15 protein-coding genes and 2 rRNA genes are annotated in these 16,296 nt (G+C 42.1%); 3 read left to right on the top strand and 14 right to left on the bottom strand.

What is annotated here, in order from left to right:
- Positions 1-74: 74 nt before the first annotated feature.
- The 12 genes from LC455_RS08550 to LC455_RS08495 all read right to left on the bottom strand — a co-directional run bounded on the left by LC455_RS08550 (position 75) and on the right by LC455_RS08495 (position 14,695).
- Positions 75-851: a fumarylacetoacetate hydrolase family protein gene (locus LC455_RS08550; protein WP_223589901.1), complete on the bottom strand. Its 777-nt coding sequence runs from the start codon at positions 849-851 to the stop codon at positions 75-77.
- A 91-nt stretch (positions 852-942) separates the two neighbouring features.
- On the bottom strand, positions 943-3,123 hold the full coding sequence (locus tag LC455_RS08545) for a malate synthase G (RefSeq protein ID WP_223589899.1): 2,181 nt from the start codon (positions 3,121-3,123) through the stop codon (positions 943-945).
- Positions 3,124-3,616: 493 nt separating this feature from the next.
- On the bottom strand, positions 3,617-5,071 hold the full coding sequence (locus tag LC455_RS08540) for an FAD-linked oxidase C-terminal domain-containing protein (RefSeq protein WP_223589898.1): 1,455 nt from the start codon (positions 5,069-5,071) through the stop codon (positions 3,617-3,619).
- Positions 5,071-6,423: a (Fe-S)-binding protein gene (locus LC455_RS08535; protein ID WP_223590885.1), complete on the bottom strand. Its 1,353-nt coding sequence runs from the start codon at positions 6,421-6,423 to the stop codon at positions 5,071-5,073. The genes LC455_RS08540 and LC455_RS08535 overlap by 1 nt, the downstream gene beginning before the upstream one ends.
- A 2-nt stretch (positions 6,424-6,425) precedes the next feature.
- A complete protein-coding gene (locus tag LC455_RS08530) occupies positions 6,426-7,745 on the bottom strand; it encodes an FAD-binding oxidoreductase (RefSeq protein ID WP_223589896.1) in 1,320 nt (439 codons plus the stop codon).
- A 71-nt stretch (positions 7,746-7,816) separates the two neighbouring features.
- Positions 7,817-8,521, bottom strand: coding sequence for a FadR/GntR family transcriptional regulator (locus tag LC455_RS08525; protein WP_223589895.1), 705 nt, complete (start codon positions 8,519-8,521; stop codon positions 7,817-7,819).
- Between the two features lie 126 nt (positions 8,522-8,647).
- Complete coding sequence (locus LC455_RS08520) at positions 8,648-9,547, bottom strand: NAD(P)-dependent oxidoreductase (protein WP_223589893.1); 900 nt, start codon at positions 9,545-9,547, stop codon at positions 8,648-8,650.
- 4 nt (positions 9,548-9,551) lie between these two features.
- Entirely contained in the window at positions 9,552-10,331 is a 780-nt protein-coding gene (locus LC455_RS08515) for a hydroxypyruvate isomerase family protein (RefSeq protein WP_223589892.1), read from the bottom strand.
- Positions 10,332-10,353: 22 nt separating this feature from the next.
- A complete protein-coding gene (locus LC455_RS08510; RefSeq protein WP_223589890.1) occupies positions 10,354-11,133 on the bottom strand; it encodes a sulfite exporter TauE/SafE family protein in 780 nt (259 codons plus the stop codon).
- An 11-nt stretch (positions 11,134-11,144) separates the two neighbouring features.
- A complete protein-coding gene (locus tag LC455_RS08505; RefSeq protein WP_223589888.1) occupies positions 11,145-12,191 on the bottom strand; it encodes a beta-carotene 15,15'-monooxygenase in 1,047 nt (348 codons plus the stop codon).
- Between the two features lie 151 nt (positions 12,192-12,342).
- Positions 12,343-13,896, bottom strand: coding sequence for a class I adenylate-forming enzyme family protein (locus LC455_RS08500; RefSeq protein ID WP_223589887.1), 1,554 nt, complete (start codon positions 13,894-13,896; stop codon positions 12,343-12,345).
- 31 nt (positions 13,897-13,927) lie between these two features.
- The gene (locus LC455_RS08495) at positions 13,928-14,695 is read right to left on the bottom strand and encodes a crotonase/enoyl-CoA hydratase family protein (RefSeq protein WP_223589885.1); all 768 of its coding nucleotides are present in this window, start codon (positions 14,693-14,695) and stop codon (positions 13,928-13,930) included.
- 274 nt (positions 14,696-14,969) lie between these two features.
- Here LC455_RS08495 and LC455_RS08490 point away from each other — a divergent pair, with 274 nt between their 5' ends.
- The 3 genes from LC455_RS08490 (at position 14,970) to LC455_RS08480 (ending at position 15,797) form a co-directional block, all read left to right on the top strand.
- Positions 14,970-15,125: a hypothetical protein gene (locus LC455_RS08490; protein WP_223589884.1), complete on the top strand. Its 156-nt coding sequence runs from the start codon at positions 14,970-14,972 to the stop codon at positions 15,123-15,125.
- A 49-nt stretch (positions 15,126-15,174) separates the two neighbouring features.
- On the top strand, positions 15,175-15,375 hold the full coding sequence (locus LC455_RS08485; protein ID WP_223590884.1) for a heavy-metal-associated domain-containing protein: 201 nt from the start codon (positions 15,175-15,177) through the stop codon (positions 15,373-15,375).
- 65 nt (positions 15,376-15,440) lie between these two features.
- Positions 15,441-15,797: a hypothetical protein gene (locus LC455_RS08480; RefSeq protein WP_223590881.1), complete on the top strand. Its 357-nt coding sequence runs from the start codon at positions 15,441-15,443 to the stop codon at positions 15,795-15,797.
- 178 nt (positions 15,798-15,975) lie between these two features.
- Here the strand turns inward: LC455_RS08480 and rrf are convergent.
- Positions 15,976-16,092: ribosomal RNA gene (gene rrf, locus LC455_RS08475) — 5S ribosomal RNA — on the bottom strand.
- 87 nt (positions 16,093-16,179) lie between these two features.
- Positions 16,180-16,296: ribosomal RNA gene (locus LC455_RS08470) — 23S ribosomal RNA — on the bottom strand; the annotation flags it as partial.

Here is a 16,296-nt window from a genome sequence, read left to right as displayed (position 1 = left end):
TGCTCACCTCAAAATGCTGTCCATACTAGCATACATTATAGCATAAATTTTTTACCGGTCATTGGCTGGCAGGATTAAGATTTAGCGTGCTCTTTTGCCAATACAAAGCTATTGCGTAAAGTACCGATTTCTTTAATCTCACATTCGATAATATCCCCGGCACCGACAAACTCCGCACCAACAGGACTGCCCGTCAGGATGACATCTCCCGGCTTAAGTGTCATCACTTTTGTCAAATACGATACCATTCTTCGTATTGGAATAATCATGAGCTCGGTTGCGCTATTTTGCTTCTCCACACCATTCAATTGTGCCTCGACCTTCACCACAAATGGATCCAATTCTGTTTCAATCACTGGCCCCAGTGGTGTGAAGGTATCAAACGACTTTCCAATTGTCCAATGACCATCCTGATGGAAAAATTGTGGCGCGGTTACATCATTCCCAATGGTGTATCCGAATACATAATCTAATACTTCTGATTCAGGAACATTTTTCGCTTCTTTCCCAATCACGATCGCCAGTTCGGATTCGAACTTTACTTGTTCGATTCCTACTGGAATGACGATTTCTTCCTCAGGTCCAATAATGGAAGAGGTTGGTTTAAAGAAGAAAACAGGAATTTCAGGAAGTTCCGCGGGCAGGTCCTCCCGTTTTGATACATAGTTTGCGCCAATTCCAATGATTTGGTTAGGCTGTAGAGGTGATAGAAGATTCACATCAGCCAATGAAAATATGTTTCCTGTATATTCCCAATCTCCAAAAATATCTCCTTTAATTTCCTGGATTGTGTTTTCTGTCAACACTCCTGAATACACGGTTGAACCTTGAGTAAATCTAGTAAACTTCATTGTCATTCTCCCCTCTTAAGTATCGTTTTTTATGTAACTCCTAGTGAACATCCCAAGGCATTCTAGTGTTTAGAATGCCTTGGATTTTTTATTATTGTTTGACCGCGAACTTCGCTTTCGCTTCAATCCGTCTGCGGTGAAGAATTGGCTCAGTGTAACCATTTGGCTGGTCATAGCCTTCAAAAATCAAATCGCAGGCAGCTTGGAAAGCAACGGAATTCTCATAGTTCGGAGCCATATTTCGATACAAGGAATCTCCGGCATTCTGCTCATCTACCACTTTGGCCATACGCTTTACCGTTTCAAGAACCTGCTCTTTTGAACAAATGCCGTGGTGAAGCCAGTTTGCCAAATGCTGGCTGGAAATCCGTAAGGTTGCGCGGTCTTCCATTAATCCCACGTTATTGATATCTAATACCTTCGAGCAGCCAACCCCTTGGTCAACCCAGCGGACCACATAGCCTAAAAGTGTTTGGCAGTTGTTGTTAAGTTCTGACTGGATATCCTCAGGTGTCCAAGAAGGGTTTTTCTGAACTGGGAATTGCAGGATATCTTCCCTGTAGTCAGCCGTCTGATTAAGCATTTGATTTTGTACTTCTCTGACATCGACTTCATGGTAGTGCAACGAGTGCAGGGTAGCGGCCGTTGGAGATGGCACCCATGCTGTATTGGCTCCTGTTTTTACGTGACCAATTTTTTGCTTCAGCATTTCCGCCATTAAATCCGGCATTGCCCACATGCCTTTGCCGATTTGCGCCACGCCTTTAAAACCAGTGGAAAGCCCAGCATTGACATTGGATTGTTCATAGCTCTGAAGCCATTTGGATGATTTCATATCATTTTTGCGAATCATCGGACCCGCTTCCATCGAAGAGTGAATTTCATCGCCTGTTCTGTCAAGGAATCCGGTATTAATAAAGACAATCCGGTCTTTTACCTGCTTAATGCATGCCTTTAGGTTCAAACTTGTTCTGCGCTCTTCATCCATTACCCCGATTTTAAGGGTATTACGCTCGAGACCAAGCAGATCTTCCACGCGGTTAAATAGCTGATTTGCAAAAGCAACCTCTTCTGAACCATGCATTTTAGGTTTTACGATATAGACTGAACCCTTCTCCGTGTTTTGAAATGGACCATTCCCTAAAAGAGTATGTTTAGCGATAAGGCTTGTAAGCACAGCATCCAAAATTCCTTCTTGGATTTCCTCGCCGTTTTGATCTAGAATCGCGCTATTGGTCATCAAATGCCCTACATTTCGGACAAATAACAAAGAACGGCCTTTTAGCGTAATCTCTCCGCCATCAGGAGATTGGTAGCGGCGGTCCGGATTGAGCGTGCGCGTCATCGTTTTATTGCCCTTTTCAAATGTAGCGGAGAGGGTTCCGTTCATAAGCCCTAACCAGTTTCGATAAACCAGCACTTTGTCTTCCGCATCTACTGCAGCTACAGAATCTTCGCAGTCCATAATGGTTGTAATCGCGGATTCAACGAACACATCCTTGACACCCGCCTCATCGGTTCTGCCAATCGGATGGTTTCTGTCGATTTGAATTTCAAAATGAAGTCCGTTATTTTTTAACAAGATCGCGGATGGGTCTTCCGGAGTCCCTTGAAACCCGAGAAATTTTGCTTCGTCTAATAGGCCCGTTGTGGCACCATTACTAAGGGTCACTTTTAGGGCGCCATTTGCTACTGTGTAGGAAACGGCATCCTTATGAGACGCATCCTTCAATGAAGCTGATTGATCAAGAAAATTTCTGGCAAACTCAATTACTTTTGCACCGCGGAGAGGATTGTAGCCGCCTGCGCGTGTGGCGCCGTCCTCTTCACTGATGGCATCTGTTCCGTACAGGGCATCATACAGGCTTCCCCAGCGGGCGTTGGCTGCATTGATGGCATAGCGGGCATTATTGACTGGTACAACCAGCTGCGGGCCAGCTTGAACGGTGATTTCGTCATCTACATTTGTAGTTCCGATCTCGAAATCTTCTACTTCCGGTTCAAGGTAACCAATTTCCGTTAAAAAGGATTGATAGGCTTCGAAGTCAAAATTACCCTTATTTTCGCGGTACCATGTATTCAACTTGTTTTGAATTTCATCACGAGTAGCGAGCAGCTCTTTGTTTTTCGGAGTTAATTCGCTGATCAACGCTTCAAAACCGGTCCAAAATTGGTCAGCTTCCACACCAGTTCCCGGAAGGGCTTCCGAATTGATAAATTCATAGAGTTCCTGAGCTACCTGAAGTTTTCCTTTGTTAACATAGTTTGTCATCGTAAGTTCCTCCTTTGATTTCTTTCAAAACAGTAATCTCGTAAAAAAATATGATTGGACTTCGGCCTTGTTTGTTATTACGAAACGCTGTTCGTTAAAAAAATAATAGCATGATTATCCATTTTATTTCAATAATTTTAAGAAAATATAGATATTATTTTTGGTTTGGGATGATGATCGAAACTGAGCCGTTCATGAGGACAATATTCGCCGGTTTCTGAGCGGTTTTGTTCTCATGAGCCTTTCATGAGGACAGTTTCCGATTATTTCGGTGCAATTTTGTTCTCATGAGCCTTCCATGAGGACAGTTTCCACTGATATCTCTATGGTTTTGTCCTCATGAGCCCTTCATGAGGACAGGTTCTGCTAGTTTCTATACGGTTTTGTCCTCATGAGCCTTTCATGAGGACAGTTTCCTCTGATTTCACGAAGTTTTTGTCTTCATGAGCCTTCCATGATGACACTTCCCTCCAGTTTCACAACATTTCTGTCCTCATGAACTTCTCTCTTTAATTTCCTTCTTAATTTCCACACATCGCCCCGGCATCGGGAATAGTTTTCCTGCATTTAACAGATTATTAGGATTGAAAACACCACGAATATCGGTTTGCGCGATAATTTCCTCATCCGTAAAGACGAAGCGCATTTCCTCTCTTTTCTCGATGCCGACGCCATGCTCACCGGTTATGGTGCCGCCTACATCCGCACAAACTTGAAGGCAGGCGCTGCCAGCTTCTAATGCCTTTTCACTTTGACCAGGAATCCTGGCATCGAAAAGAACTAACGGGTGAAGGTTCCCGTCCCCTGCATGGAAAATATTCGCGATGCGGAGTCCGGATTCTTCACTAATTTTATTAATACGGCTCAAAACTTCCGGCAGCCTGCTCCGAGGAATGACGCCGTCCTGTACTAAGTAATCAGGGGAAATCGCACCCATCGCACCGAATCCAGTTTTCCGGTTTGCCCACCATCTGCCGCGTTCCTCCTCATCCTTTGCCGCTCTGACCTCACGCACGTTTCTTTTTTTGCAAACGTCCAGAATTTGATTGATTTGCTCATCCAATCCCGCTGCAATCCCGTCTACTTCAATTAGGAGCACGGCTTCAATATCCTTAGGGTGTCCCACTGGGAACGCCGCCGCTTCCACCCCTTCAATCGCCGTTTTGTCCATCATTTCCAGTGCAGCAGGGACAATCCCGGCCGAAATAATATCGGAAACTGCCTGACTGCCGTCTTCCACTTTATCAAAATAGGCCAGCACCGTTTTCTTTTCTTCCGGGTTTTTCAGAATGCGGACGGTTATTTTCGTTACTATCCCCAAGGTCCCCTCAGAACCAGTCAACAGGCCTAGCAAATCATAGCCCGGTTCATCCGGGATGCCGTTTGCTCCAATTTCAACAATTTCGCCATTTGGCAAAACCACCTCAAGCCCAAGGATATGGTTAGTGGTCACTCCGTATTTAAGACAGTGAGCACCGCCGGCATTTTCCGCGACGTTTCCTCCGATTGTACAGCAATACTGACTCGAAGGATCGGGAGCATAATAATAGCCTTTATCAGAAATGGAATTCGTCAGCTTCAAATTGACGAAGCCCGGCTGGACGACAGCACGACGATTCTCAAAGTCGACACTAAGAAGCTTTTTCATACGCACCAGACTAATAATCACTTCACCATTTAAGGGGATAGCCCCGCCGCTTAGCCCTGTTCCTGCTCCACGGGCAAGAAATGGCAGCTGATTTTCGGCACAATATTTAACAAGGGCTGCCACTTCCTCGGTGTTTTTCGGAAAAACAACAGCTTTTGGCAAGTGCTTGTGCAAGGTGAAGCCATCACAATCATAGGCGATAAGTTCTTCCTTATGGTAAATGATCGAACGGGCATCGCCTACGATGTTTGCAAGATTCAAAATATGCCGATCGTTTAATTTGATTCCCTTTACCGCCATTACTGCTCCCCCTTTCCGTCTTCTTTTTGATAAGCCCAATCGAGCAGTTGAACGGTGTGCACGATTTTTTGATTTCTGCCGCTCTTTTGTACACCCATTGCCATCTGGAGCATACATCCAGGGTTGCCCATCGATATCATTTCGACATCTTCAGGAACATTTTGTATTTTGCTATCAAGCACAGCAGAAGCCATTTCCGGATTTGTAATATTGTAAATTCCTGCACTGCCGCAGCAGCGGTCCGAATTTGGCATATGGACCATTTCCACGCCAGGAATATTGAGCAATAAATCGCGCGGCTCTTGTCGGATTCCCTGTCCATGCGCCAGATGGCAGGCATCATGATACGTAATCCGAGTGTTTAATTCCGCTTTTGGTATGTCATAACCTGTATCATAAAGATGTTTTGAAATGTCTTCTATCTTGGCCGCGAACTCTTCTGCTTTTTCATGCCACTCAGGGTCTTCACGGAATAATTCCGGATATTCCTTGAGGGCACAGCCACAGCCAGCTGCGTTAACAATAATCTTATCGAAAGCCCTAAACGCCTCAATATTTTGTTTGGCCAGCTTTCTTCCGGTTTCACGGTCACCTGCATGGACATGCAGAGCCCCGCAGCAGGTTTGGTTCTTCGGAATCGTCACATCATTTCCGTTCCGGGTTAAGACATTAATCGTTGCTTCATTAATATCACTGAACATGATATCCATCACACAGCCGGTTAAGAAGGATACCTCTCGCTTGGTTTCTCCCTTTGCCTTAATTACGTTAACATCTTTATATTTTTTTCGGACCGGCTCTTTCACTTCCGGCATGATCGCTTCCATATCGACCAGGTGCTGCGGCATGATATTGATCAGTTTTGTCTTACGTACAACCTTCTGCATGCCGCTTTTTTGATAAAATTTTAGCAGGCTCCCGAGTCCATTTAAGCGGTTATGATGCGGGAACAATCCTTGCAGAAACACCTTGCTTACAGCACCTTTCAGGCCTGTTAACGGCATGGCCTGGCGAATTTGCCCCCGGGCTTCCTCGATCAGGCCGCCGACTTCCACATCCGCCGGACAGGCAGTAGTGCAGGCACGGCAATCAAGACAAGCGAAAACTGGATTCATGAACTGTTCATTAACAGTAAGTTTGCCTTCCGCCACTGATTTAATTAAATGGACGCGGCCACGGGGGGAATGCTGCTCCATACCGGTAATCTCATACGTCGGGCACGATTCTAAACACATCCCGCAATGAACACAGTCCGCCCATTTACTTTCATCAGGATGATCCTTCAAAAGATAGTTACTTAAACCGGTGGAACAAGCCGGATCTTTCATTAAATCGGCTTCTTTCATACTCATCATTAAATCCCTCCCACAAAACGCTTAGGATTAAGAACTCTATTCGGGTCAACCTTGGATTTAATCCCATCTAATAGGAAGAAATGCGAAGGCTTTTGACCCCAAGTGTCAATTTCTTGTCTTAATGCAAAGGGCAGATGCTTCACAACTGTATAACCGCCTAGTTTTGTAACGGACTCCCTTATTTGCTGAATGGCGGAAACGATATCTTCCTTTGCACCTTTTAAGTTTACCTGGCATAAACCGTGGCCTAATCCTCCATGGGCTTCGACCTTCAAATTGTGAGTATCACTAAGGAGATGACTTTCTTTTATGACGGTGGTAACGTCCATGTTGATGACACCAATTTTCAATGAAGTCTGAGTTGAAGTGCTGCTGTCTCTAGGGGAAATTAAAGTAAGGGAATAAAATTGGTTCCAAAAAGTTTGAGCATCCTGATAGGCAAGTATTTTCAATTCTGTATGGGCTGGCTGAATGCTTTGGATAAATTTTTCTTGATACCGAACGGATGTTTCGACATCCTCGAGTCCAATAGCTATCGTGTTACAGCTTCGTCCCATCAATTTTTCTGACAAAGTTGGACTAAGCAGTTCAAGCGTTACCGGCTCTATCGTCGAATCAAGGAGCTTTGTGGCAAACGTCCGGATTTCATCCATCTTTCCTTCTGGGAATGATAGTAAAATCAAACTCTCATACTTAGGAAGCGGACGCAGTTTTACTGTTACTTCAGATAGGACGCCTAACGTACCCATTGAGCCGATAAATAATTTGTTCATATCATATCCGGCTACGTTTTTTACGACCCTTCCGCCGGATCGAATCACTTTACCATCTGGGTATACGATTCTTAATCCAATGACAACATCTCTTGAAGAGCCATACCCCAGCCGTTTGGGACCGCTGTCATTCGCTGCGACAATTCCTCCCATGGTTGCGGATGTGGGACAATAGGGGTCAAGTGAAAGTTTTTGATTGTACTGCGCCAAATACTCCTGTAATTCTTTAAATTTGGTTCCAGCCTTAACGGTTAACGTCATGTCGCCAACCACATGTTCCACAATGCCTGTATAGTTTGACAGCGAGAGTAAAATATCGGCAGATTCAATCAAGCCGCCGAACCCTCTTTTGGTTCCGCTCCCTTCTACATATACCATTTTACCATGTTCATTGGCGTACTGAAGAATAGCAGCAATCTCTTCCTCTGTTTGAGGAAAGACCTCAATCAGGCCGCTATTTCCAAGCGGATGATTATTCTCCCCTTCGATGATTCGCTCAGCTGGTAAAATAGCGTTTAACTCTGCAAAAAGATCCGCGGTAATCAATACCAACACCTCCGTCGTTTTGTAATACGCAACATCGTTTCTAATATTTCGCAAAAAAATACGATATTCCTTTATCGCCCTACAGTTTGCTGGATGACGTGACTCTTCAAAAGCTCTTTTTCAACAAAATCCAAGTGCTCCATCATCATTTGTTTCGCTTGCTGAGGTTTTCCATGCTTAATAGATTCAAAGATTACCAAATGCTGGTTTTCCATCATCTTGGCAGTAGCTGGATTTTTCTCAATATAGTGGTGAAAATCAATCATGGCATTCTTCATCGTTGTAGAGATAAATTGCAGAAGCTGTTTGATAATTTCATTGCCTGCCGCTTCCGCAATTGCCTTATGTAAAAGATAATCCGATTCCCACCCTTTAATGGATTGATTGGAAAAAATCTCTTCCATTACATTTAAATCTGCCTCAGAACGATGGATTGCTGCCATCTCCGCAATTCCAGGCTCCAGGATTTTCCGAACTTGAAAAAGCTCACTGATATCTTTAGGACTGGTCAGCAGCAAATGGTTGTTAAACAGCCTGGTTGAATCAAATTCAAGAATAAAGGTTCCTTCTCCCCGCTTTACATCGACAATCCCTTTGCCTTTTAATGTGGTTATGGCATCACGGACAGCGGAACGCCCAACACCAAATAACTCGCAAAGTTCCCTGACAGAAGGAAGCTTATCACCAGCCAGAAACGTTCCAGAATGGATCATTTCCTCAATCTGTTCTGCAACGGAATCAGATACTTTCAGGACCGGGATTTTTTTTATCTGCACAAAACTCCCCCCTTTCTTTCAGATATCACATATCTGATAAGTAAATCCACATACCTATATTAAAACATTTGAAAAGGTAAAATTCAATTAATTTTCTGAATTTATAATTTGTTTTTAAAATTCAAACTATAATAAACGTGTTTTCTTTACGATTACCCCGCATCTCTCTTCTAACGGCTGAATTACAGCCGACATATCTAGTTCCTGAAGACCTTCCTCGATCGCATGGCCAAATGCCTTCTCTGCCAGTTGACCGGTGAATTGGTTTATTCCTGCTTCCTGTAAAAGCTGGTTTGCCAAACGGATATCTTTATGGACATATTTCACGGCCCCGCCAGGTTGAAATTGGCGGTCGAACACATATTGTTCCATATGCCTCCTTAAAATCCGGCTGTCCCCATAGCTGACCTTCAAAATTTTAAACAGCTGTTCCGAATCGAGGCCAAATGCTGCCCCTGTTACCATTGCTTCCGAGGCCGCCAGCGAATGGACCGCAACAAGGTATTGATTGAGAAGCTTAGCAATGCTCCCAGACCCGGACGGACCAAGATACTCAATCGTCTCTCCCAGAACGCTCAGGATAGGATAAATTTTTTCAAATGCCTGCTTTTCTCCTCCGACCATAATGGTTAATGTTCCATTTTCCACCCCTTCAGGTCCACCGCTTACAGGTGAATCGAGATAGGCGATTCCTTTTTCACTTGCCTGGCCAAAGATGTTTTTACTAGTTTCTGCCCCAACTGTAGTAAAATCGATACAAATGGTACGAGGTTGAGCATTTTCTATGAGACCGGAAGTTCCTAGATAAACCTCTCCTACATCCTCAGGCATCGATAAACAAGTACAAATGATATCACTAGAATGCGCAAGCGAGGAAATGGATTCTGCAATGAATGCACCATATTCCTCCAGCACCTTTACCTTTTCCTTGGTACGGTTATATACGGCTACTTGGTAACCATGGTCAAGCAGCTTTTTCACCATCCGTGACCCCATCACGCCAGTTCCAACAAATCCAATCTTCATCCTATTATCCTCCTATTTCAATCAACGATTTCCAATCGAAGCTCTCATCACTTTTTCCACTCGGGTTATATTCCAGCCCGATGTAACCGTCATATGAATGATCTAAAAATTGCAAAATCTCTCGATAGTCCATTTCCCCTGCGCCAGGCTGGTGCCGCCCCGGAACATCAGCTATTTGTATATGATCAATTATATAAGCAAATTGTTTATAGATTGATAGAGCATTTCCATGAATTCTTTGTATATGGTAAAAATCAAATTGAAGCTTTACATTTGGCAAATCTACTATCTCTAGAATCTCAACAGCCTGATAGATATCACTTAAAAAATAGCCGGGCATATCAATTTGGTTAATGGGTTCAATCAAGACCGTTAAACCATGCTTGTCCATTTCCTTTCCAGCATAATGAAGATTATGGATATACACGTCCCTTGCTGTGGCTTTTTCATTTTCAGAAACGATCCCAGCCATGCAGTGGATCCTAGAAACCTCCAATGCGGCTGCATATTTTATTCCATCATTTACTGAACTAATAAATTCTTTGATTCTGTTAGCATCCGTTGCTAAACCCCGATCTCCCTTTTCCCAATTCCCAGGCGGTAAATTCAATAGCACCATCGATAATTGATGTTGGTTAAGCTTCTTCTGGATTTCTTCAATTGAATGTACATAAGGAAATTGGCATTCAACATAAGAAAATCCATGTATTCGGGCTTTTTTAAATCGCTCCAAAAAAGGATCTTCCGTAAAAATGGTTGAAAGATTAACAGAAAATTTACTCATCCAGACCTCCATAACCATGGGGCTAAGCCCTAATATTTAACATGACAAGCATATAGACCGAAGAAAGGATTGTAATAATGGCGATCATCATCTTCAATTGAGGTATAGGCACCTTATTGGCAAGACGGACCCCTATAACAATCCCTGCAATCGTCCCTAGTAAACTACCAATAATGAACATAGGGCTGTATCCCATTCTTGCATGGGAAAAATATCCTAATATCGAAGGAATTGCGATAACAATGGAGTTTAAGAGGCTTACACCCACTGCTGTTCTAATATTTATCCCAAGACCAGCCAAAACCGGTACTAGTAAGATAGGGCCGCCTGCTCCTGTTAAGGCACAAATGACCGCTGTAATAAACCCTAGTAGAATGACTAGTAAAGAATGAGCTAACATTTTTGATTGTCTTTTTTCCATTGCTGGATTTTTATTTCTCTTTAGTAAGATGGATAATCCGGCTAATAGCACGAATATATAGAGAAGGAGTTTTGACAAGTAGTCGGAAATTAACACATTTATTTGGACTCCCAAAAATGCCCCTGGCAGACTTCCGACGCTCAAATATAGTGCCAGTTTAACATTCATATTTTTAGATTTCCAATAGGAAATAGTTCCGATGATGCCGGAGACCGCAAAGGATAAGAAGCTTAGTGCAAGGGAATCGTGAACAGGCATTTTTAAAAAACCTACATAAATTAATGGGAGAAGAAATCCGGAAATTCCGGACATCCCCAATAAAACACCGACGATTATGTTCAAAACAATAACAAAACTAATAAGAAATAAATAATCGGACATTTATCAGACCCTCAATTTAATTCGTATTTTTTTCTTAGAACCTCTTTAAATTGATTCGGATCATCTACTTTTATCGCAACTTGTAAATATTCTTTTTTTATCCCCATGATTAAAGTGGCTTCGGCAGGCTGCTTTAATTTTAAAATGACATCGGGATGGGCCTCTTCAAAATCGCGGGCCATGAATTCGATTGTATCTTTTGATTGTTTTTGTATTAAATATTGTGGTTCATCGATGATTTCTTCAACCTCCGACCACTTTATTTCCATTCGCTTTAACAGGCCTAATGAAATGTACAACTTCTCCTCCGTCATAACCAAAGGATTGAGGCGCACAGCTTGAATATCACCTACAAAGAAAAAAGCGGTATAAATGTTGATTACGAGTAAAACAATCGACAATATCATAGACTTTTCATGAAATAACCAATGTAGGCCAGCCATTTCAATGACCGTCGCATGAATCAACATAACTCGAATGGCCATTAAGCTTGATTTTTGATGCAACGTAAACATGTTTGTGTCATATTGGGGTTTCTTTCTCCAGGCTGCAAATGCATAGTAAAACATGAGCATTTCTGAACAAATGATTCGAATAATGGGATAGGATTTTACTTGATTTTCAACTGCATTTGAAAAAGAATAGAGAACTGGCAGTGGACTTTTCTTAACAGAACGAACTATGGCGGGCAAATATTTAAATAGTGAAACGAGCACCAATATTTCCAATAATAGCAGTCCGCCTTCAACTGCGAAACCGATCCAGGTTACGGCCTTGAATGGTGCTAAATACTCCTTTGGAATAAAGAAACTTACATATATAAGACCACCGGCTATCCCCAATATAAGATTTTTCCAGTTTAATTTTCGTTTCCACATTAAAAATAAAATCGGAGAAATCAACGCTAAGTCGATCATTGAAGCAATGACTACTAAATTTGGTTGATCAGGTAACACTTGTATTCCCGATGTTGTATGGTATAAAGTATAATTTGCACTCAAAACTAACAGGAGCAAGATTAAAAAAACATTTCGGCTGGAGGTCCTTTTGAAGACCATTTTACCCCGCCTTTCTATTTTTCTTTAATTATACCATAAATTACCTATAGGGATGTTTTTTCTGAATACATAGAGGTTAGTAAAAGAAAGAAAAAAAGCTATGACAAACTAAAGGCAGGTTTTACCCTGCCATTTTTTGACCCCTTCGATTTTAAATTTTCCGGCCATTACCTACCCAATGCGGTTCTCTTAACATACGACGTACGACTTTTCCAACTGGACTTTTTGGCAATGCTTCAATAAACTCTACTGAAGAAGGCTTTTTATATGAAGCCAGCTTTTCTTTGCAAAATTGAATCAATTCCTCTTCAGTGACCGTTTGTTCAGGTTTTAGAACAACATAAGCTTTAATGGCTTCTCCCCACTTTTCATCCGGGACTCCAACCACCGCTGCTTCCATTACAGCCGAGTGTTGATAGAGCACTTCTTCCACTTCACGGGGATAAACGTTAAATCCACCGGAAATGATCATATCGGATTTGCGGTCGACAAGGAACAAGTATCCTTTATCGTCGAAGTATCCCATGTCCCGTGTGTAAATCCACCCGTCTTTAATTGTTTCTTGTGTTAATTCTGGAGATTTCCAGTAACCAGCCATCCCTTGATTCGATTTCACAAGGATTTCACCAATTTCTCCTAGGGGTACATCTTCACCGGTTTGATCTACAACTTTAATAGAAGCTGTTGGTACGGGACGGCCGCATGATAACAATCGATTTTCAGTTTCTTCTCCCTCACCTGTATGATCCTTCTTATTTAAAATCGAAAGAAATAGCGGTGCTTCTGTTTGACCATAGTATTGAAGGAACTTCGGACCCCATAAGGCAAGTCCTCGTTTCAGAGCCTCACGTGGCATTGGAGAAGCCCCGTAAATAATATTCCTGATAGATTCAAAGGAATATTGTTCTACTTTTGGGTGATGTAAAAGCATGACAATCATGGTTGGGACTAGATTTAAGGTTGTTGGTTTTTCATCGTGTATGGTTTGGAGGTATTGTTCGGGATCGAAACTTGGCAGGATGAAATTGGCTGCTCCGGAAATCCAATGTGGAAGCACTAAGGCTCCTGATGCATGAGTTAAAGGAGCTGCGTGAAGCATCGTATCCCCTTCTTGAATTTCTATTGAAGTCAAAATGTTAGTGCAAATGGCGGCCCAGATTTCCTGAGTATGGACGGCTGCTTTGAGGGTTCCCGTCGTTCCAGAAGTATATTGAATGTTGGCCAGATCCGACTCGTGAACTTTTACGGCTGGCTCATCATCAGAAACTCCTTGAATAAATTCTTGCATATTAAGCATCCATGGTTCCTTTGATGTTCCATTCATTTGGCAAAAAAGGTGGAGATTGTCACAGTGTTGTTTGATTTGCTCTGCCCGTACGCTGAATTCTTCTGTATATAATAACGCCTTTGCTTCCGTTTCCTTAATCATATGAATATGTTCCTTTTCTGACAGCCTCGTATTCAATGGAACCTTAATAATCCCAGTTAGCAAAAGGGCAAAATCAATTTCAACGCTTTGCAAGGAGTTGGCCAATAAAAAAGCCACTCGATTTCCCTTTTTCAGTCCAAGGTTTAACAAGGAATTGGCCAAACGATTACTATTTCTAAATACTTGGTCGAAGGTTAATTTTTCCCCTTGAAAAATAACGCTTGTATGATTTGGATAAAATCTGGTGCCTCTTTTTATTAATTCCACAGCATTCATTTTTCATTTCTCCCTCCAAACGTGTTCAAAATTAAAATCTGCCATGCTTTCCTTGTCCGTTTGAAAAACGTGTTGCTCCTTCACGGGTTTCTCCGCTGTTGACAACATTCAGTCCTAAAAGAAATTCCAACTGCATCGCTTTATCAAAGTCCTGATCAAATCCACGATAAACAGCCTCTCGGTCACTTAACATGCAAGCCTGAGGAAACTCGGAGATTTCTGCAGCTAGTTTTTCTGCTTCTTCTTTGGCAGTACCTGGTTCAACGATGCGGTTTGCCAGACCAATCATCAATGCCTCTTCCGCTTTGACGGGACGGCCGGTTAAAATCAGATCCAACGCCCGACTCATTCCAATCAGTCGGGGCAGCCTTTGAGTCCCACCGTCCACAAGCGGAACACCAAAGCGACGGCAAAAAACACCAAATACCGCATCCCGTTCCATCACACGAAGGTCGCACCAGATGGCTAGTTCCAATCCTCCTGCAACAGCGTAACCTGAAACTGCCGCAATAACTGGTTTTGATAAATGCATTCGACTAGGACCCATCGGACCATCCTTTGACATGTCCAAATTCATTTCATTCCCATTCCCTACAGAAAGAGCTTTCAAATCTGCCCCAGCACAAAAAGTCCCTCCTGCTCCATGCAAGACGGCAACCCGTAAAGTTTCATCCTTTTCAAACTCTTGAAAAGCCCCCGCAAGCACTTTAGCTGTCGTTCGATCAACCGCGTTTTTAACCTCCGGCCGATTTATGGTAATTGTACAAACCTTCCCATTCTTCTCAAACAATACAGTCATTTCACAACCTCCCTTTATGCCTTTTTGGCTATTCTCATTTTCCTTCCTGCCATCAATAACCATTATAAAACACCGTCCAAGTCGAAACTTGTCTGTTTCTACTGTCATCAAAATAAAAAAAGCTATCAATAAGACAGCTGGTGTATATAGCGTCAAATCCTTTTATCTATTTTCTGACAGGAAGTTAGTCAATTTTTCAATCTTGTACATTTTCAGCTTCAAAAAAGGCAAAATTAAAAAGTGGAAAAATATAAGATAGGAAGGATGAAGACAGATGGCGAAAACAACAAATACTCAACCAGCTAACAAAGATACAAATTTAGATCAAGCAAGTATAACCAATAGCTTAGATAACGACAACGCTTTTAGCGAAAATGGATTAGAAAATAACCGATTACTAAACAAGGCGGTGAATGAAAAAAAGCAATAAATCCAGTCAATACGTAGAATATTTGGAAGGATGATCCCCATTGGCAGACATGACTGTTAATTTAAAGGAAGCAGGTAAAAATCAGTCAATTCAGACGCTCGAAACGATTCTATCCGGAATGGATGGCATTGAAAGGGCATTAGTAGACACTGAAGATGGAGAAGTAAAAATTGAGTACAATGAGAATGAACTTTCCCAGGAAAAAATTAGGAACACTATATTACAAAATGGGTTCCTGCTTAAAGAATAAAAGTTAACGCGAATAATTAGGTGTTAAGGAAGAAGGATTTTTTCGTGGAAGATAATATTATTGATATGTTAAACGAAAATATTAAAGGTAAAGTAGAAGAAGAAATAAAAGGCATGACCTTTACAAAAAACTTCCGCTCACCAACTGCAGAAGAATGGTATATTTTTTTGCCAAGTTTTAAGGATCCTGTAACTGGGGGAGCTGCTGGAAAAACCATTATTCACTACAACCTTTATGATACGAAACATATCTTTATTAACACCACTATCATTTTTGATGATCCCAATTTACACAAAAGGGAATTACACCAACTTGTATATGCGATTTCAGACGAGATTGTGAACCGTCTTGTCGGATATGCAGATACCCTTTTATCTGTTCACTCCGGAGAAAATTCTTTTAATGCAGAGTTTAAACAATGACTTCAAAAGAAGAACATAATTGTCGAGTTTCATTTTGACATCTACTAGTTACCTAAATTAATCTTATTCAGGACAATTGATTTATGGTTTTGACGTTTTTCCACTTTTGGAACTTTACAGTCAAACTCCATTAAAGCGTCAAAAAAGGACAATCCTTTTGGATTGTCCTTTTTCATGTGCCTGGCAACGTCCTACTCTCACAGGGGCGCGTGCCCCAACTACCATCGGCGCTGAGAAGCTTAACTTCCGTGTTCGGTATGGGAACGGGTGTGACCTTCTCGCCATAATTGCCAAACTATTTAATTAAGGGTTCATTCCCTCAAAACTAGATAATGCAGAAGAAGTTTGTAAAAACGAGTTCACCTTCATATGTTCATATGACTTGGTTAAGTCCTCGAACGATTAGTATCAGTCAGCTCCACACGTCACCGCGCTTCCACCTCTGACCTATCAACCTGATCATCTTTCAGGGTTCTTACTAGCTTGACGCTATGGGAAA

This window comes from Neobacillus bataviensis (assembly GCF_019969725.1).
Note: the sequence above shows the minus strand (reverse complement) of the source record. Positions and strands in the feature narration are given on the sequence as shown.

What these genes read in the sequence shown, in the direction of transcription:
- LC455_RS08550 (WP_223589901.1), bottom strand. Translation starts at nt 851, where the DNA reads ATGAAGTTTACTAGATTTACTCAAGGTTCAACCGTGTATTCAGGAGTG.
- LC455_RS08545 (WP_223589899.1), bottom strand. Translation starts at nt 3,123, where the DNA reads ATGACAAACTATGTTAACAAAGGAAAACTTCAGGTAGCTCAGGAACTC.
- LC455_RS08540 (WP_223589898.1), bottom strand. Translation starts at nt 5,071, where the DNA reads ATGGCGGTAAAGGGAATCAAATTAAACGATCGGCATATTTTGAATCTT.
- LC455_RS08535 (WP_223590885.1), bottom strand. Translation starts at nt 6,423, where the DNA reads ATGAGTATGAAAGAAGCCGATTTAATGAAAGATCCGGCTTGTTCCACC.
- LC455_RS08520 (WP_223589893.1), bottom strand. Translation starts at nt 9,547, where the DNA reads ATGAAGATTGGATTTGTTGGAACTGGCGTGATGGGGTCACGGATGGTG.
- LC455_RS08515 (WP_223589892.1), bottom strand. Translation starts at nt 10,331, where the DNA reads ATGAGTAAATTTTCTGTTAATCTTTCAACCATTTTTACGGAAGATCCT.
- LC455_RS08510 (WP_223589890.1), bottom strand. Translation starts at nt 11,133, where the DNA reads ATGTCCGATTATTTATTTCTTATTAGTTTTGTTATTGTTTTGAACATA.
- LC455_RS08505 (WP_223589888.1), bottom strand. Translation starts at nt 12,191, where the DNA reads ATGGTCTTCAAAAGGACCTCCAGCCGAAATGTTTTTTTAATCTTGCTC.
- LC455_RS08500 (WP_223589887.1), bottom strand. Translation starts at nt 13,896, where the DNA reads ATGAATGCTGTGGAATTAATAAAAAGAGGCACCAGATTTTATCCAAAT.
- LC455_RS08495 (WP_223589885.1), bottom strand. Translation starts at nt 14,695, where the DNA reads ATGACTGTATTGTTTGAGAAGAATGGGAAGGTTTGTACAATTACCATA.
- LC455_RS08490 (WP_223589884.1), top strand. Translation starts at nt 14,970, where the DNA reads ATGGCGAAAACAACAAATACTCAACCAGCTAACAAAGATACAAATTTA.
- LC455_RS08485 (WP_223590884.1), top strand. Translation starts at nt 15,175, where the DNA reads ATGACTGTTAATTTAAAGGAAGCAGGTAAAAATCAGTCAATTCAGACG.
- LC455_RS08480 (WP_223590881.1), top strand. Translation starts at nt 15,441, where the DNA reads ATGTTAAACGAAAATATTAAAGGTAAAGTAGAAGAAGAAATAAAAGGC.